Annotated in this window: 11 protein-coding genes; 1 reads left to right on the top strand and 10 read right to left on the bottom strand. The window is 57.8% G+C overall.

Annotated features, from left to right (window positions below):
* Positions 1-5 precede the first annotated feature (5 nt).
* The 5 genes from AC2FNN_RS04055 to AC2FNN_RS04035 all read right to left on the bottom strand — a co-directional run bounded on the left by AC2FNN_RS04055 (position 6) and on the right by AC2FNN_RS04035 (position 10,090).
* Positions 6-1,589, bottom strand: a complete 1,584-nt coding sequence (locus AC2FNN_RS04055; RefSeq protein WP_496756781.1) for an ABC transporter substrate-binding protein — start codon at positions 1,587-1,589, stop codon at positions 6-8.
* 298 nt (positions 1,590-1,887) lie between these two features.
* Positions 1,888-3,945, bottom strand: a complete 2,058-nt coding sequence (locus tag AC2FNN_RS04050; RefSeq protein ID WP_496756779.1) for an adenylate/guanylate cyclase domain-containing protein — start codon at positions 3,943-3,945, stop codon at positions 1,888-1,890.
* Between the two features lie 185 nt (positions 3,946-4,130).
* Positions 4,131-6,107: a DEAD/DEAH box helicase gene (locus AC2FNN_RS04045; RefSeq protein WP_496756778.1), complete on the bottom strand. Its 1,977-nt coding sequence runs from the start codon at positions 6,105-6,107 to the stop codon at positions 4,131-4,133.
* Positions 6,108-6,494: 387 nt separating this feature from the next.
* Positions 6,495-8,876, bottom strand: a complete 2,382-nt coding sequence (locus AC2FNN_RS04040; RefSeq protein ID WP_496756776.1) for a thiamine pyrophosphate-binding protein — start codon at positions 8,874-8,876, stop codon at positions 6,495-6,497.
* Positions 8,877-8,890: 14 nt separating this feature from the next.
* Positions 8,891-10,090 (bottom strand): methionine gamma-lyase, encoded by a 1,200-nt coding sequence (locus tag AC2FNN_RS04035; protein ID WP_496756774.1) that lies wholly within the window; start codon positions 10,088-10,090, stop codon positions 8,891-8,893.
* Between the two features lie 115 nt (positions 10,091-10,205).
* Between AC2FNN_RS04035 and AC2FNN_RS04030 the strand changes: the two genes are divergently transcribed.
* On the top strand, positions 10,206-10,661 hold the full coding sequence (locus AC2FNN_RS04030) for an Lrp/AsnC family transcriptional regulator (protein ID WP_496756772.1): 456 nt from the start codon (positions 10,206-10,208) through the stop codon (positions 10,659-10,661).
* Between the two features lie 315 nt (positions 10,662-10,976).
* Here the strand turns inward: AC2FNN_RS04030 and paaZ are convergent, their stop codons facing one another.
* From paaZ to AC2FNN_RS04005, 5 genes are all read right to left on the bottom strand, one after another.
* Positions 10,977-13,007, bottom strand: a complete 2,031-nt coding sequence (gene paaZ, locus AC2FNN_RS04025) for a phenylacetic acid degradation bifunctional protein PaaZ (protein ID WP_496756771.1) — start codon at positions 13,005-13,007, stop codon at positions 10,977-10,979.
* Positions 13,008-13,126: 119 nt separating this feature from the next.
* Positions 13,127-14,314: a cytochrome P450 gene (locus tag AC2FNN_RS04020; protein WP_496756770.1), complete on the bottom strand. Its 1,188-nt coding sequence runs from the start codon at positions 14,312-14,314 to the stop codon at positions 13,127-13,129.
* A complete protein-coding gene (locus AC2FNN_RS04015) occupies positions 14,314-15,666 on the bottom strand; it encodes a TRAP transporter large permease (protein ID WP_496756768.1) in 1,353 nt (450 codons plus the stop codon). Before AC2FNN_RS04015 ends, AC2FNN_RS04020 begins: the two co-directional genes overlap by 1 nt.
* Positions 15,666-16,169, bottom strand: coding sequence for a TRAP transporter small permease (locus AC2FNN_RS04010; protein ID WP_496756766.1), 504 nt, complete (start codon positions 16,167-16,169; stop codon positions 15,666-15,668). The genes AC2FNN_RS04015 and AC2FNN_RS04010 overlap by 1 nt, the downstream gene beginning before the upstream one ends.
* A gap of 57 nt (positions 16,170-16,226) precedes the next feature.
* Entirely contained in the window at positions 16,227-17,246 is a 1,020-nt protein-coding gene (locus AC2FNN_RS04005; protein WP_496756764.1) for a TRAP transporter substrate-binding protein, read from the bottom strand.
* Positions 17,247-17,283 lie beyond the last annotated feature (37 nt).

Genomic DNA, 17,283 nt, shown 5'->3' with positions numbered 1-17,283 from the left:
GTGGCTTACTCGACGCTCACACCATAGAAGATGTGACCACCCAGAGGGTGCACCTTATAGCCCTGCACCTTGTTGCTCATGGGCATGTAAACGACCGAATGCGCGATAGTTGCCCACGGAGCCTGCTCTTTGAACACAACCTGCGCTTCTTCATACAGTTTGGTCCGCTCGGCCTGATCCGTGCTTTGCTTGGCCTTCAGGATCAGATCCTCGAATGGCTGGTGGCACCATTGCGCCCGGTTCGATGCTTCGACCCCGTCACAGCCCAGCAGAACGGCCAGGAAGTTGTCCGGGTCACCATTATCGCCGGTCCAGCCCAGCAGAACGGCACCGTCCCGGTTCAGTTCCTTCGAGCGTGACAGGTATTCACCCCATTCGTACGAGACGATTTCGACACCCACACCGATCTTGGCGAAATCCGCCTGGATCAATTCGGCCATGCGACGGGCATTGGGGTTGTAGGGGCGCTGGACGGGCATGGCCCAGATTTTCATCGACAGGTCTGAAACACCTTCGGCCTCAAGCATCGCCTTGGCCGCTTCGGGATCATAGGGATCGTCCACGATGGCGTCATTGTAGCCCCACATGGTAGGCGGGATCGGGTTCTTGGCCACCTGACCCGAGCCCTGGAAGACCACGTCGATGATCGCCTGCTTGTCGATCGCTGTATTCAGCGCTTTGCGCACCTTCGGATTGTCGAATGGCGCCATCGTGGTGTTGTAGGCCAGATAACCAACGTTCAGGCCCTCTTGTTCCAGCATGTTGATGTCCGGATCATCCTTCATTGCCTGAATGTCGGCAGGATTCGGATAGGGCATCACATGACATTCGCCTGCTTTCAGCTTTTGATAGCGCACAGACGCATCCGGTGTGATGGCAAAGATCAGGTTTTCGACCTGTGCCGGGTCTTTCCAGTACGCATCATTGGCCGCGTAACGGATCACCGCGTCTTTTTGATAAGCCACGAACGAGAAAGGTCCCGTGCCGATGGGTGCCGTATTCAGTTTTTCCGGCGTACCGGCTTCCATCATTGCCGCAGCGTATTCCGCCGACACGATCGAGGCGAAGTCCATCGCCATATTGGCGACAAACGGCGCTTCGGGCTTGGACAGGGTAAATTTCACCGTGTAGTCGTCGATCTTTTCGATAGAAGAGACCAGATCCGGCATCCCCATACCCTGGAAATATTCCCAGGTTCCGCCTGACACTTGATTATAAGGGTGGTTTTCGTCTTTCTGACGCATGAAAGAGAAAATCACGTCATCCGCGTTGAAGTCGCGGGTCGGCGTGAACTCGTCGTTCGAATGGAACTTGACACCCTGGCGCAGCTTGAAAGTGTATTCCAGACCATCATCGCTGGCTTCGACACTTTCGGCCAGGCCGGGGACCACATTGGTCGTGCCCGTTTCAAATTCAAGCAACCGATTGTAGATCGGATGTGAAGACGCATCAAAGGTCGTCCCCGCGGTGTACAGCGCAGGATCAAACCCTTCCGGCGACCCTTCGGAACAATATACAAGTGTATTTGCCTGCGCCACGGCACCCGTCAGGGCGATCGCAGTGGTTGCGGCCAGAAGTTTGAGTTTCATGATTTTCTCCCAGAAAAGGACTTTGAAAGACAATCGCATGGCTCTTTGTCGCCAGAGCATTCAGTGACAGCACAGGTCGTTGCGATCTCTCTGCCCAATGTATCCAAAATACAAAATCTAATGTCAACAGTGTCTTTCTGCGGAAATCTTTGAAGACTCTTTCTACCGTTGCACCCTGATTTCCGGATCTCATTCTCATCTTCGCTGCGAAATCGATACCACGGCCCGAAACCCTCTGCCGGGCACTCAGACCTTTCTGTTCATGGGTGCTGTTAGCATGCTCTCATTGCCTGCACTCTCACGTCTTGTTCGTATGCGTAACCGCGCGCCAATCCCGTGAAGGAGGGTTGGTCAAAAGCTTGTTTGCGCGCAGCTTCATGGCGACGGACACAGGGTCCCCGCCCCGCATTTTATTCGCGGCCTCGAACGCAGCTATCGCCTGCTCGAACCGACCGGAACGATAATGCGCAAGACCTTGTTCGTATGTCTCGATCCAATCAAAGGATCCTTCAAAACTGTCGGCCATCGCAATCAGCTCATAGACCACCAGTTCCTCGGTCCGGCCAAAAACCGCAAGCGTGTCCAGCTCTCGGACGACAATTGCGTCGCCTGCTTCGCGCCGGGTCTCGGGACCGATCAGAATGCGCGTGCTGTACTCCTTGTTGGCCCCTTCCAACCGGCTGGCCACATTCACGACGTCGCCGATTGCCGTATAGTTCAACCGCTGCTCTGACCCAATGTTGCCAACCAGAGCTTCACCGCTGTTCAACCCGATCCTGACACGCAGGGAATTTCCGGCCTCGTCCTCGATGCCCGCATCTTCCACGGTCGCGACAAGATCCAGCGCCGCGCGGCAGGCATTTTCGGCATGGAGGGCATCCTTACGCGGCGCACCCCAGATCGCCATGACCGCGTCACCCATGAATTTGTCGATCGTCCCGTCATGGCGCGCGACGGCTGCCGCGGCCGCCGAGAAAAAAGGTTCCATCAACTGGATGATTTTGGGGCCGAGTTTTTCCGACAACCCGGTGAATCCGGTCACGTCGCAAAACAACACGGATATCTGCTTCATGTCGCCACCGGGCTGCGTTTTGATGCCCTCAGCGACCAGCATCTTCACAAGATCGGTCGGTACGTATTTTCGGAACGCGGACAATCCTGCGGCCATGCTGGCCGTTGCCGCAGACAAATTGGCAAGCTCGGACAGGTTTGACGGCCGGCGTGGAATGCGTTCCACGTCGAAGCGTTCGATCTTGCTCAGATCCTCCGCAATCCGCGCCAGAGGATTGGCCACAATTCGACGGATCAGCCAGATCGCCAGAGCGGTTGAGACGATCACGACCCCGATCAGGATATAGATCAGATCTATCAAAGTTGCATCGATACCCGACAAAAACGCCGCCTCCGGAATGACCGTAGCGACGCGCCACCCGTAAAAACCCAAAGGTGTCAGGGCCACCGCATAAGGGACGCCATCGATCACCACGCGTTTCGTCGAACTGCCCGCAGTCTTGCCATCCGGGTCGCCCAACAGTTTTTCCCCCGAGATCTTGGCGACCTCGTACAGCTCACCCTCGCCCATGCGCGCCGGTGTAACTTCGTCCGCTTTTGCGTCGGGAACAGCAATTACTTTGCCATCGGCATCCAGAATAAAGGCGGCTCCAAATTCGCCGGGCTCGAGCGTCGCCAGAAAGCGTGACAAACGGTCGGTTTCGATTGCGACCGCAAGGACACCTTGCCGTGCCCGGTTGACTTCGATCGGCCCCGCAAATGCGTATACGGTCTTGTCACTTCCCGGAAGATCGCGTGCTTCGATCCATCCCATCGAGTTCAGAGACATAAAATTGTTGAACCAGGCATGATCGCGAGGATCATAGGAGGTCGGAACAAAGGTCCTTTCCTCGAACTGAATATCCCCAGGTATGAATATGTATCGATCGGTTCGCAGGTTCCGGTCGCGGATGGCCTTGTCGATCTCTATCATCTCAAGCCCGCTGTCGCCCAACCGGTGCGACGCGAAAAAGTTGCCGTCCGGCCAACCGAAGAAAATCCAGGAAATATTCGGCTGCGCCTGCAACTGAGACAGAAACACGAACTCTCGTTTATCGGCCTGCCGTGTTGCGATGACATTCTGTACAAAGATCGTGCGCACCGCCGACCAAGCGGCTTCGGCGGATCTGAGGGTTGCCCCGACTTCGATGCGGACCGCGTTTGCAATCTGGCTGTTGATCTCAGCGGCAAGCATGCGGCTGTTGTCACGCGCGGTCGTCCACCACAACGAATGAACAACAAAGGTCGACACGCCGATGGATACGGCGACCAGCATAGATACTGCAATGCCGACACTGAACCGCATGAAAACCCCGAAAAGAATGTCGTGTACCACAGTATTCGGTTGAGATCGCAAGAAGAGCAAAGCTTAGTTTGCTCCAACCCCGAAAAATCACGCAACTGTTAAGCAGATGTGTATGTCGTGACAGAAATCCACGGCACCTGGTCGCTTGCCATAGCCCAGCGGACAGACCTTGCGCGTGCCGGAAATCAACTGCCCTTGGGTCCGGGTTTGCGACGTTTTGGAACAGCGTTGCCACCCTTTGCGGATTTGGCGGCCGCCGCGCGTGCACGGTTCTTTTTGCTGTTTGGCTTGCCCTTCGGCGGCGGCGGACCTTTCGGCGCGTCTCCGGCTGGTTTGGAGCGACCGCTCTTTTGTTCAACGCTGCCGGGCTTGCGCTTTTTCGGCTTTGCGCCCGAGGCCCTGAACTGGCTTTTTGCGTCGTCATCCGACGCCCGGCGGGTTTCGGTCGCGCGCACAGTCTCGGCGGGCTGAACCTCGGGCTTGGATTGGCGGCGATGGGCTTTCCGCTCAGCCGGAGAGTTTTCCTTTTTGTGTTCCGAAGGTCCGCCTTTGAACTTTCTTTTGAGACCGGACCGACCGGTTGACGACAGGTCCGGTGCTTTTTCCAACCGCACAAGGTCTTTGGTGTCTTCGATTTTCATCTCTGGACCAATGGAGGTCAGAAAGCGGTCGACACTTCCCTCACTGATTTCGAAATAAGTTACGTCCTCGGCAATCCGGATGGCACCGATGTCATCTTTTGTCAGATCGCCCGCCTTGCAGATCATCGGCAGCATATGACGGGGGGACGCATTCTGATTGCGCCCCTCGGACAATGAAAACCAGACGCCGGGCCCAAAGGATGCGCGTGGTTTTGGGGTGGTCTGATCGACCGCCGACAGCTCTTCCGGTGCGGAATGGCGCAATTTGTATTGCCTCAGGTAAGCGGCTGCGATTTGTTCGGGCGTGAATCGAGCAATCAGGTTTTCAACAGACGGGCGTTCGCTTTCCGTCATCTCGACCTGCCAGTCTTCCGACGCCAGCATCCGAGCCTGATCACGCTCGTTCACCTCATCGGCAGATGGGGCCGATCCCCAGTCCGCAGTCAGCTTGGCAAATTTCAGAATGCGCTCTGCCTTTTTCCGCGATGATGGCGCGACGATCAGGGCGCTGACGCCCTTGCGCCCAGCGCGACCTGTGCGGCCAGATCGGTGCAGCAGCGTTTCATGGCTGTTGGGCAGTTCGGCATGGACCACCAGGTCAAGGTTGGGCAGATCGATGCCACGGGCCGCAACGTCGGTTGCGACACAGACCCGGGCCCGTCCATCGCGCATGGCCTGCAACGCGTTGGATCGTTCGCCCTGGGTCAGCTCACCGGACAGGGCCACGACAGAAAACCCCCGGTTCGACAGGCGCGCGGTCAGGCGCGATACCATCGCTCGGGTGTTGCAGAAAACGATGGCATTGGGGGCCTCGTAATATCGCAGCACATTGATAATCGCGTTTTCACCATCACGCGGCGCCACCGTCATGGCCCGATACTCGATATCCGCGTGCTGGGTCTGTTCACCGACCGTGCTCACACGCACCGCGTCGCGCTGATACCGCTTGGCCAGATTGGCAATTGCGCGTGGCACAGTGGCAGAAAACAACAAAGTCTGACGATCTGCGGGTGTTTCATCAAGGATGAACTCAAGATCCTCGCGGAACCCCAGATCCAGCATTTCATCCGCTTCGTCCAGGACAACCGCACGGATAGCTGTCAGATCGATTGAACCTCGATTGATATGGTCGCGAAGTCGCCCCGGAGTGGCCACAACGATATGGGCACCTCTGGCCAACGCGCGACGCTCATCCCGAATGTCCATGCCCCCGACGCACGAGGCCAGAAACGCACCCGCGCCGGAATACAACCAGCCAAGTTCCCGCTTCACCTGAAGTGCCAGCTCGCGGGTCGGCGCAACAACCAGCGCCAACGGCGCTTCGGGCTTGCCGAACGTTTCTTCGTCGCCCAGCACCCTGTGCGCTATCGCAAGGCCAAACCCAATGGTCTTTCCTGATCCGGTCTGGGCCGACACCAGCATGTCGCGCCCTTCCAGCTCGGGCTGGGTGACGGCTTGCTGAACCTGGGTCAATGTATCATAGCCCTTGCGCGCCAGCGCATCTGCAATGGTTTGTTTCACGGTGGTGGTTCTTTGTATCGGCCAGGTGATAGGCGCTGTGCGGAATTGCGATCAGCGGATCATCCAAGGGTAAAGACAGCCCCTTACCGGCTGCCAACCCGGTTGTATAGACTGGAAAACGGGCATTTTCGCCGAAAAGCTTCCCGTAAAGGAACTCCCTGACAGGTCAGACCCTGACGCAACCGCCAGGGCCGGGCCGCGTCAATACTGGATCAACGCGGGAACATAATTCAACATTTTGCCGGCAGATAACTGCCTTTGGAGGACGGATATCCGCCCCGGACACGCACAATCGCGCCGATCATTTCGATGACATGACCGTCGTCGATGCGACATGGGTCAAACAAGAGTCCGAGCGGGTTCGTTCCTGATCCTGTTGACCCAATCTCAAGCCCCCGTTGCCCGAAGAAGTACTCTGCCCCGGGTCAAGCCATTCACTTTTTCGATGATGGCATCGGCATCAATACAGTGGTGACGATAGAGATCACCGATCGTTCCCGTCTGGCCAAAATGTTCGACGCCCATCGGAATGGTCTGATGACCGCGCACAGCGCCCAGCCACGACAATGTTGCAGGATGCCCATCAATCACGGTGACCAGATTACAATGCGCCGGCAGGCCGGACATCAGGCTTTCGATGTGGGAAAGTGCGGCGGGGTTGCCGCGCGACCGCGCGCGTTGTGCGGCTGTCCAGCCGGCATTCAGCCGATCTGCGGACGTCACGGCCAAAACGCCGACATCGCGACGGCCCTCGCCGATGATACCGGCGGCCTTGATTGCCTCGGGCGCGACCGCGCCCTGATAGGCGATTACAACTTCGCAATTGGGTCCCGGTTTTCGCAACCAATAGGCCCCGTCAATGGCGCCTTGACGAAACTCGTCATCCACGCGTTTGCCGGGCTGCTCAATCGGGTTGGTCGTCAGACGCAGATAGACGGAACCGCCGGTTTCATCGCGCAGCCATGTGCGCTCGTCCGGTTGTCCTTCGCCGTCGCGTTGCAGGTAGTCGAAGGCCCATTCCATGATCACCGCCAGTTCATCAGCAAAGGCGGGTTCAAAAGCGGCCAACCCGTCTTGGCTCATCCCGATGAGCGGTGTTCCAACGGATTGGTGTGCTCCACCTTCTGGCGCGAGTGTGACACCCGAAGGTGTGCCAACCAGCATGAAACGCGCGTCCTGATAACAGGCGTAATTTAACGCATCGAGGCCTCGGCTGACAAATGGATCATAGACGGTGCCAATTGGGATCAGCCTCTTACCGAACAGGGAATGCGACAGACCCGCCGCTCCTAGAAGCAACATGAGGTTCATTTCGGCGATGCCAAGCTCGATATGCTGCCCTTCCGGCGTGAACTCCCATTTCGCCGTCGAAGGAATACGATGTTCGATGAAAGCGTCGGCTTGCGTGGATCGGGCAAACAGCTTGCGCCTGTTCACCCAAGGTCCCAGGTTCGTCGTGCCGGTGACATCCGGAGAGGTTGTCACGATGCGTTCGGTCAACGGGCCTTCACCTTTTGACAGATCATCAAGGATCTTGCCAAACGCCATCTGGGTCGAGATTTCACGGCTGGTGTCGACCTCGATCCGTGGCACATCCAGCTTGTCATCGAAATAGCGGCGCGGACCCTTGGCAAAGAACGGTGCCTTGGCCAGAAAATTCTTGAATGCGGCGGGGTCCTGCACTGTCGCAAGCGGTTCCCATTCCTCGCCTTCTGGCACGCCCATATGCGATTGCCACGCGGCGAACTGGCTGTTGTTCATCAGTCCGCCGTGATTGTCCTTGTGGCCTGCAATAGGGGTACCCCAACCTTTGACTGTGTAGGCCAGGAAGCATGTCGGGCGATCATGATCGATAGCGGCAAATGTCTGGGCCATGGTCTCGACGCAGTTGCCGCCGAGGTTCTCCATAAGCGCTGCGAGCTCTGCATCCGTTCGCCGTTCGATCAGAGCGGTCACATCCCCCTGATCCCCCAGATCGTCCATGAGGCGCTGTCGCCAATTCGCACCACCCATGAAAGTCAAAGCGGAGTAATCCTGGTTGGGGCAAGCGTCTATCCAATCACGCAGGCGGTCTCCGCCGGGCTCTTCAAAGGCCGCGCGTTGAAGAACCCCATATTTCACGCGCACGACATCCCAACCGAACGCATCGAAGATCTTCTCGATCCGTTCGAACAGCCCTTCACGGACGATGCCATCCAGGGATTGCCGGTTATAGTCAATGATCCACCATGTATTGCGCAGATCATTCTTCCAGCCTTCCTGCAAAGCCTCATACACATTGCCTTCGTCCAGTTCGGCGTCGCCTACAAGGGCCACCATCCGCCCCATCGGAGCATCCGAGCCCCAGCTTTTGGCCTTGATGTAATCCTGAATGATCGAGGCAAACGAGGTGATCGCGACACCCAAACCCACCGAGCCGGTGGAAAAATCAACGTCGTCGATATCTTTGGTCCGGCTGGGATAGCTTTGCACACCGCCAAATCCGCGGAAATTCTCCATCTTCTCTCGGGTCTGATTGCCCATGAGATACTGCATCGCATGGAAAACCGGCGAGGCATGGGGTTTGACAGCCACCCGGTCCTCAGGGCGCAGGGCCGAAAAATAGAGCGCGGTCATGATCGACACCATCGAAGCAGACGACGCCTGATGGCCACCAACCTTGATCCCATCCACCTTTGGCCGGATGTGGTTGGCATGGTGGATCATCCAATGCGACAACCATAGCAGGCGCTGTTCAACGATCTTCAACTGGGTGGGATCAATGTGCATGGCGGTCTCCGGGTTCAGGCGGCGCTGCGGGCAGGGTAAGGCAAAGCTTGCTCCAGGTCTGCGAGGATATCTTCGACATCCTCAAGCCCGACGGACAAACGGATCAAACCATCGCTGATCCCATGCTCGGCCCGTTCTTCCGGGGTATAGGTCGAATGGGTCATGGAGGCTGGGTGCTGGATCAGCGTTTCGGCATCGCCCAAGGACACCGCGCGCTGGATCATGTTCAGGCGGTTCATGAATTCAATCCCACCGGACAGGCCGGACTTGATCTCGAACGCGATCATGGCGCCGGGTTGGGACATTTGCCGCTGCGCGACGTCGTGCTGGGCAAAGCTTTTCAGCCCGGGGAAATAAACCTCACCGACGGCGGGGTGCGCTTCGAGGAAGTCCGCAACGACTTTGGCAGAGTCACAATGACGATCCAGACGCAGGTTCAGTGTCTTCAAACCACGCAGGATCAGCATCGCGTTGAAAGGGGCCATGACCGCGCCGGTCATGTCCTTCATCCCAACAAGGCGGATCTCAGCGATCTGTTCGGCGGACCCGACAACCAGCCCGGCCACCACATCGCCATGCCCACCGAGATATTTGGTGGCAGAATGCAGAACGATATCCGCCCCGTGCTCGATCGGGCGGGTCAGGTAGGGGCTGGCATAGGTGTTGTCGACGACAACCGTTGCACCGACCGAATGCGCGATCTCGGCGCTGGCGGCGATGTCCACCAAACGCATGTTCGGATTGGCCGGAGTTTCGAAATAGACAACGCGGGTTTTGTCAGAAACGGCGGCTTTCAGGTTCTCTGGGTCTGTCATGTCGACATGGGTGATCGTGACCCCCCATTTTGCCAGACCGTGGCGCATGAAGGCGAAGGTGCAGCCATAGAGTGTTTTGTCCACGATGACTTCGTCACCTGGCGACAGCAGGGTCCAGAGCACTGCCGTAATCGCCCCCATGCCGCTTGATAGGGCAAGCCCGGCCTCGGCCCCTTCAAGCACGGCAATGCGTTGTTCAAGAAGGTCGCACGTGGGGTTCGAAATACGGCTGTAGATATGACCTGCGCGTTCACCGGCAAACATCTCTCCACCTGCCTCTGCGGTTTCAAAGGTAAACGTGGACGTCAAATGCAGCGGTGGGGTAAGGGCGCCGTCATTTTCCAGAGGATTGTAAGCGTGGTGAATGGCGCGGGTGGCAAATCCGGTTGAACGAGTCATTGCAAGCTCCTGTTTCAAGCTGACGCCAGTTTGCACCTTTACTTTGGGCTAATGGTTGCGAATTATGCCAACTTGCGTGGCTATATTGGCAGATTCTGCCAAGTTTAAGGTTGAAATGGACGATAAAGACAGACAGATCATTCGGGCGCTGCAGCGGGACGGGCGCATTACGAATCAGGACCTTGCCGACGAAGTGAACCTGTCCCCGTCACCGTGTTTGCGCCGGGTCAAAAACCTTGAAGCCAACGGAGTGATAAAGGGATACAGCGCCGACGTTGACGCTGCCGCGTATGGGATGGCCATTACCGTCTTCGTGCGTATCCGGTTGGAGCGGCACAATGAAACGGACGTACAGAATTTCGAAAAACGCGTTCGGATGATCGACGAAGTTCTTGAATGCCACGTGCTGACCGGGGCGATGGACTACCAGTTGCGGGTGTTGGTATCGGATCTCGAGGCATATGAAGAATTCATTCGAAACAGAATTCATCCGATCGGTGGGATTGCTTCGATCGATACCAGCTTTGTCTATGGAACAGTAAAAAAGACCGCCGTTTTTCCGCCCGGATAGAACGCGCCCGGCCAATCTGCAAACTCAGGTTGAGGTGCATGTTTAACGGGCGCTGGGATAAGGATTCCAGCCAACTCATGGCAGCGCGGGCGAGAGGACCTTTGAGCCCCGGTCGCACAGGGTTGCGACGCGCCGCCAGCCCTTGATCCTGTCGAACGTGATCTTGACGCGAGTGCGCCGCTGGGTGTGTTTCGCAGGCAACCAGCACAGCTTGCGACCCTGGATTCTGGCGCGTATCCCAGAGATCAGACATGTTCACAGCTCGTTTTTCGAACCGTGAACACGCTGACCTGCCGAATTCAATGGGTTCCCGACCTAGTAGGCGACCATCGTCAACAGCTCATATTCCGCGACCATTTCATCATCCTGCTGGGTCAGGGTGACATGCCAGCGGACTTCGCCGTATTCTTCGTTCCGCTTGGTCTTGGCCTTGACCGTCAACCGCACCTTGATGGTATCACCCGCCTCGACGGGCTTCATGAATCGCAACCCGTCAAGACCCGTGTTTGCCAGAACCGGGCCTTCGTTGGGTTCAACAAACAATCCGGCTGCAAATGACAAAAGCAGATACCCATGGGCCACACGGCCCGGGAAGAACGGGTTCCGTTCCGCCGCTGCCTGATCCATATGCGCGTAGAACGTATCGCCGGTGAAATTGGCAAAGTGTTCGATGTCTTCCATCGTGATTGTACGGGGCGCCGTGTGGAGGGTCTCGCCAATCGCCAGCTCGTGGAACCGGCGCGTGAACGGATGGGCGGGCCCTTCGACTTCGGTTGCGCCGGGAACCCATTTGTTCCCGATCGCGGTCAGCAGATCGGGCGATCCCTGAATGGCTGTCCTCTGCATGTAATGCTTGACGCCACGCACACCGCCCATCTCCTCGCCGCCACCAGCGCGTCCGGGTCCGCCGTGAACCATATGCGGCAGCGGAGAGCCGTGGCCGGTGGATTCCTTCATCGAGTCGCGATTGTTGAAATACAGCCGCCCATGATAAGCCCCGGCCCCCAGGGCAACGTGCCGTGCCACATCCGCGTCACGGGTTATGACCGATGCCACCAACGACCCCTGCCCGCGATTCGCCAGTTCGATCGCATGGTCAAGATCGCGATACCCCATCACCGTGCTGACCGGGCCAAAAGCTTCGGTGTCATGGACGCGACGGGCCGCATCCGGATTGGCACAGTGAAACAACATCGGCGGCAGGAACGCGCCTTTTTCGGCATCCGCTCCATCAACCTCAAAATCGTCAGGGTTGCCGAAAACGCGCTCGGCTTCCTGCCCGATGATTGCCGCCTTTTCCAGAACATCGCGTTTCTGACCGTTCGAAACCAGCGCGCCCATGCGTGTGGTTTCCAGCCGCGGATCGCCGATGACCGTTTTCGCCAATCGCACGGACAGGGCTTCGATCACCGCCTGCACCTGAGGTTCTGGGGCAATGATCCGGCGGATTGCCGTACATTTCTGCCCAGCCTTCGTGGTCATCTCGCGCTGGACTTCTTTGACGAAAAGATCGAATTCCGGCGTTCCAGGCTCGGCATCAGGGCCCAGGATCGAGCAGTTCAGGCTGTCCTGCTCGGCCACGAAACGAACTGAATTCTCCAGAATCACCGGGTTGGAACGCAGTTTCGAAGCCGTTTCCGCAGATCCGGTGAAACTGACCACGTCCTGCATGGTCAGACGGTCCAGCATATCGCCCAGACCACCCGAAACCAGCTGCAACGCGCCAGCAGGCAAAATGCCGGAGTCCAGCATCAGCCGGACGCATAGTTCGGTGACATAGCACGAGTTCGTTGCTGGCTTTACGATGGCCGGAACGCCTGCCAGAAGTGTTGGAGCCAGCTTTTCCAACATCCCCCAGACGGGAAAGTTGAACGCGTTGATGTGAACCGCCACCCCATGCAACGGGGTGCAGATATGCTGCCCCAGAAAGGTGCCGTTGCGCGACAACTGCTCAACCTCACCGTCCAGATACACATATCCATCCGGCATCTCGCGGCGACCTTTCGAAGCGAAGACGAACATCGTGCCGATACCACCGTCTATGTCGATCAAGTGGTCGGACTGGGTGGCGCCTGTGCTGAAAGACAGGTCATACATTGCCTGCTTGTGCTGACCCAAATGAACGGACAGCGCCTTGAGCATCTTGGCCCGCTGGTGAAACGTCATCTGCCGCAGCGCCGGCCCGCCGACATTGCGCGCATAGTCCAGCATCCCCGGCACATCCAACGCGCTGTTGCCGGCCGTGGCGATCACCTCGCCGGTGACCGCGCTTGCAATATTGCGGGCACCCGCACCGGGCGAAACCCATTCACCGGCCGCGAAGCTGGAAATCTGTTGGATTGTCATGAGCGTCTCCTCATTTGTTGTGTGAACTTCGCGCGGCCATGTGCACGTCTCACGAAATCATAATATAAACCGATCGGTCGGTCAATAAATTGGCGAATTGGCACCCCAAACCGCACATCTCAGACTTGCGCTGGCAGTCGCGCGAAACCCCGAAACCGGATGCGGCCGCCCCGTTCGGCGCCGTCAGTGATGCGATAGGTCGGGAATCGCGCCAGAAACCGTCCGACGGCCACGCGACCCTCCATTCGCGCCAGGGTCAGGCCGACGCAGGTATGGGGCCCTCCGGCAAACGCGTGATGTTTGTTGGGACGTCGATCCAATACAACCTCATCAGGTTGTTCAAACTGCCGCGGATCGCGATTGGCCGCGCCGATACACAGGTGAATGTCTGTACCTGCCGGAATGGTCTGACCGTGGAACGTTACATCTTCGGTGGTCAGACGATTGCCAAACTGATTTGGGCTTTCCAGCCGCAGGAACTCGTCCACTGCCGTGTTGATCAGATCCGGATTGGCCAGCAGCTCGGCCCGTTTGTCGCGGTGCCGTTCCAACAGTTCCAATGCGTTGCCGATCAGGTTGGTGGTGGTCTCGTGCCCCGCATTCAGAATGAAGATGCAGTTCTGGTACAGCTCGACCTCGGTCAAACCACCATCGGTATCATCCTGCATCAACCGTGTCAGGACATCCGTCGCAGGATCTCCGGGGTTGGCCCGACGATCTTCGATGACATGCCGAAGAAAGTCCTTGAAATCAGATACCGACCGGTTGCCCCATTCTTCCTGCTCGGGTGTCAATTGAGGTTCCAAAGCGCCCAGAATAGCCAAAGACCAATCTCGTAAAGGGCCACGTTCCGATCTGGGAATGCCAAGCAGGTTGCCGATGATCTCAATCGGGATGGCCCCGGCGAAATCCTCGATCAACTCTACCGAACCCTTGGCCTGCATCTCGTCCAGCAGCCCATCGACAAGTTGAATCAGGCCCGGTTCCATCTGCGCCAGCGCCCGTGGGTTCATCGCCCCGACCATGACCTTGCGGACGCGGGTATGCAGCGGCGGATCGTTGAACACAAGGCTGGTGGTATGGTGTTCATACAGCGGGCTGCCGATACCGTATTTGGGGCCGAAAACCGCCTTTTTGTCCGATATGAAACGCTCGGTATCCCGGTACACCAGATCCAGATCGTCATACCGAGACAGGACCACCGAACCATCGTGCTGCCAGCAGACGGGCGTGTCTTCGCGCAACGCGGCGTAGGTTGGATAGGGATCGGCATGAAACCCGCCCGGAAGCGCAGTCAGAGAGAACATCAGTGACCCATCGCTCCCATTTGTTCGGGAAGGACCAGAACCAGCCACGGCACCAGAACGATCAGCGCCAGACGGAAAATATCTGCCACCCAGAACGGTGTGACCCCCCTGAAGATTGTTCCGGTCGATACGTCCCCGACCACGCCTTTCAGAATGAACACGTTCAGACCTACGGGCGGCGTGATCAAACTGATCTCGGTCACGACGACGACAACGATGCCGAACCAGATCGGATCATATCCCAATGACGTGACCAGCGGGAAAAAGATCGGCACCGTCAGCAACAGCATCGACAGCGATTCAAAGACGCATCCCAGAATGATGTAGATCCCGAGGATCATCAGGATCACGACGAAGGGTTCCACCTCATACGCGGTGACCAGGGCAATCAACGCTTCGGGCAGACCGGCCAGGTTGATGAAATTCGAGAAGATCTGCGCCCCGATCAGAACCGAGAACAGCGCCGCTGCGGTGAAGCTGGTTTCCTTCAGCACTTCAAAGGTCGACCCAAGGGTCAGCCCGCCACGCGACAATGCGATCAGGAATGCACCCATCGCGCCCATACCAGCGGCCTCGGTCGGGCTGAAGGTCAGGTTCAAAGGATGGAAATCGAACACTCCGTACAAGCCGCCGATCACCAGGAAGAACAACAGCAACACCGCCCAGACCGAGCGCAGGGCCGACAGGCGTTCGCCCCAGCCGTGGCGTTCACCAGCGGGGCCGGCCTCGGGCCTGCGCCAAACGGTCCAGCGCACCGCGAACAGATAGAAGAGGATACCAAGTACACCGGGGATGATGCCAGCAACGAAAAGTTTGCCAATCGATGTTTCGGTCAGCAGGCCATAGATCACCAAAATGACCGACGGCGGGATCAGGATACCCAGCGTGCCACCGGCGGCAATCGACGCGGTCGACAGCTCATCCGCGTACCCATAGCGGCGCATTTCCGGCATCGCAACTTTGGACATGGTCGCAGCCGTTGCCAGCGAGGAACCGCAAATGGCCGAAAAGCCGCCGCACGCGGCAACCGTCGCCATGGCGATACCGCCTCGGAAATGGCCCAGGAAGGCGTTTGAAACCGCGTATAATTCGCGCGCAAGCCCGCCTTTGTTCACGAACAGGCCCATGAGGATGAACAGTGGCACGACCGAAAGGCCATAGTCCTGAGCCGTGTCCGTAATCTGGCGACCCACCATCGACATGGCGGCCTTCAGCCCGCGCTCGGACAGGATACTGCCACCGCGTTCATATGCGAACCCAAGCGTCCCCACGAGGCCCATCGCAAACACGATGGGCAAGCGTACCAACACAAGAACCAGGACAAGGGCGAAACCGATCAGTGCGGCAGTCATCAGGCGTGCTCCGACAAGGTTTGGGGGGCAAAAATGTGCAAAAGACCGGTGATGACCATCGCAACGGCCGTTATTGCGGTGAAGGCGGCGATGAACCAGCCGACATAGAAGACAGGGATCGACAGGTATTCGGTGACGTCCCCGTAATCCCGTGCACGTTCAGCCAGAACCCAAACGCGCTGAATCGGCCAGATCAGCATGATGCCGGACACCAGATAGACAATCGCATCGCGCGCCCTGCTCAGCCGCAGGCGGGAAAAAATTCCATCGGTCAGATCAACGGCAATTTGCCCTTTCCCGGCCGAAATCATCGGCAGGACCGAGAACACAAGGATCGCCATCAGAATCCGCGTCAGTTCGGTCGCCGCCTCGATCGGAGCATTGAAGACTGAGCGCAGGATGACGTCAAAAAAGGTCATCACCATTAGGATGAACAGCGCCACACAGGCCAGCACCGTCGGAACGATACTGACGCGACGCGCGAAGGTCACGATAGATTGCATGATTGGCCCCCAACGGGTGAAGATGGCTGGCGGGTCGACCCCGCCAGCCGGGCTGCGTTACTGGGCAGCCATTTCGTTTACGATCATGTCATAAGCGGCTTGCGCATCAACACCGGTTCCATTGACCTCTTCGATGACCTTGGCGCGCACATCGGCAGCGACCGCATTGAACTTTTCCAGATCTTCAGCAGAGGCTGCATTGATCGCATTGCCTTCGGTCTGTTCGGTCGCCTCACGGCCGATCGCGTCGATCTCATCCCAGATTTTACCGATTTCGCGGCTCAGCGGTTCACCGAACACCTTCTCTTCCAAAGCGGCCTGCACATCGGCGGGAAGATCCGCAAAAGTGTCTTCGTTCATGATGAATGCAAATGACCCGCGATACAGGCCACCCGGAACTTCATACACGTTTTGCGCCACTTCGGTCAGCTTGAAACCTTTGCGGGATTCAAATGGCATGACCACACCATCAGCGGCTTTCGACGCGAGTGTCTCATATACTTTCGGCGCAGGAACCTGAATTCCGGTTGCGCCCAGCGCCGTGCCGACATCTCCGCCAACGCCGCCCGGGATACGGACTTTGAGGCCTGATACCTCGTCAAGCTTAATCACGGGGCTGCTGGAATGAAGCTGCGCCGGGCCATGGGTGTGCAGGGCGATCACTTTCACACCGCGATGTTCGTCCGCCGCCTTGAGATACTGATCGTATGTACGCCAATACGCGACCGAGGCCGCTTCGGCCGAGCCCTCATATCCGGGCAGCTCAATCATCTTGGTGGTGACGAAACGACCGGGCTGGTATCCGTGGAAGATGATCGACGCATCCGCCGCGCCATCCATGATCAGGTCCATCTGCGCCGGCGGCGGAGCAATTCCCAGCTTCAGTTCAGCAGTGACTTTGCCGTCGGTGGCTTCTTCGACCATTTCCACGAATTTCGGCCACATCTTCGCGTTGATGCCGTGGGTCGGCGGTGCCCAGCTGGAAATCGTCAGCGTATAATCCGCCGCCAGCGCCACTGTGCCCGAAACGGCCAGCGCGGCTGAGGCCAAAAGAGTGCTCAACTTGGTGAACTTCATGGTTTTGTCTCCTCCCTGTGAAACATGACTCAAGAAT

The sequence above is a fragment of the Ruegeria sp. BHSA118 genome (genome assembly GCF_059613405.1).
This window is presented reverse-complemented; position numbering and strand designations above follow the sequence as displayed.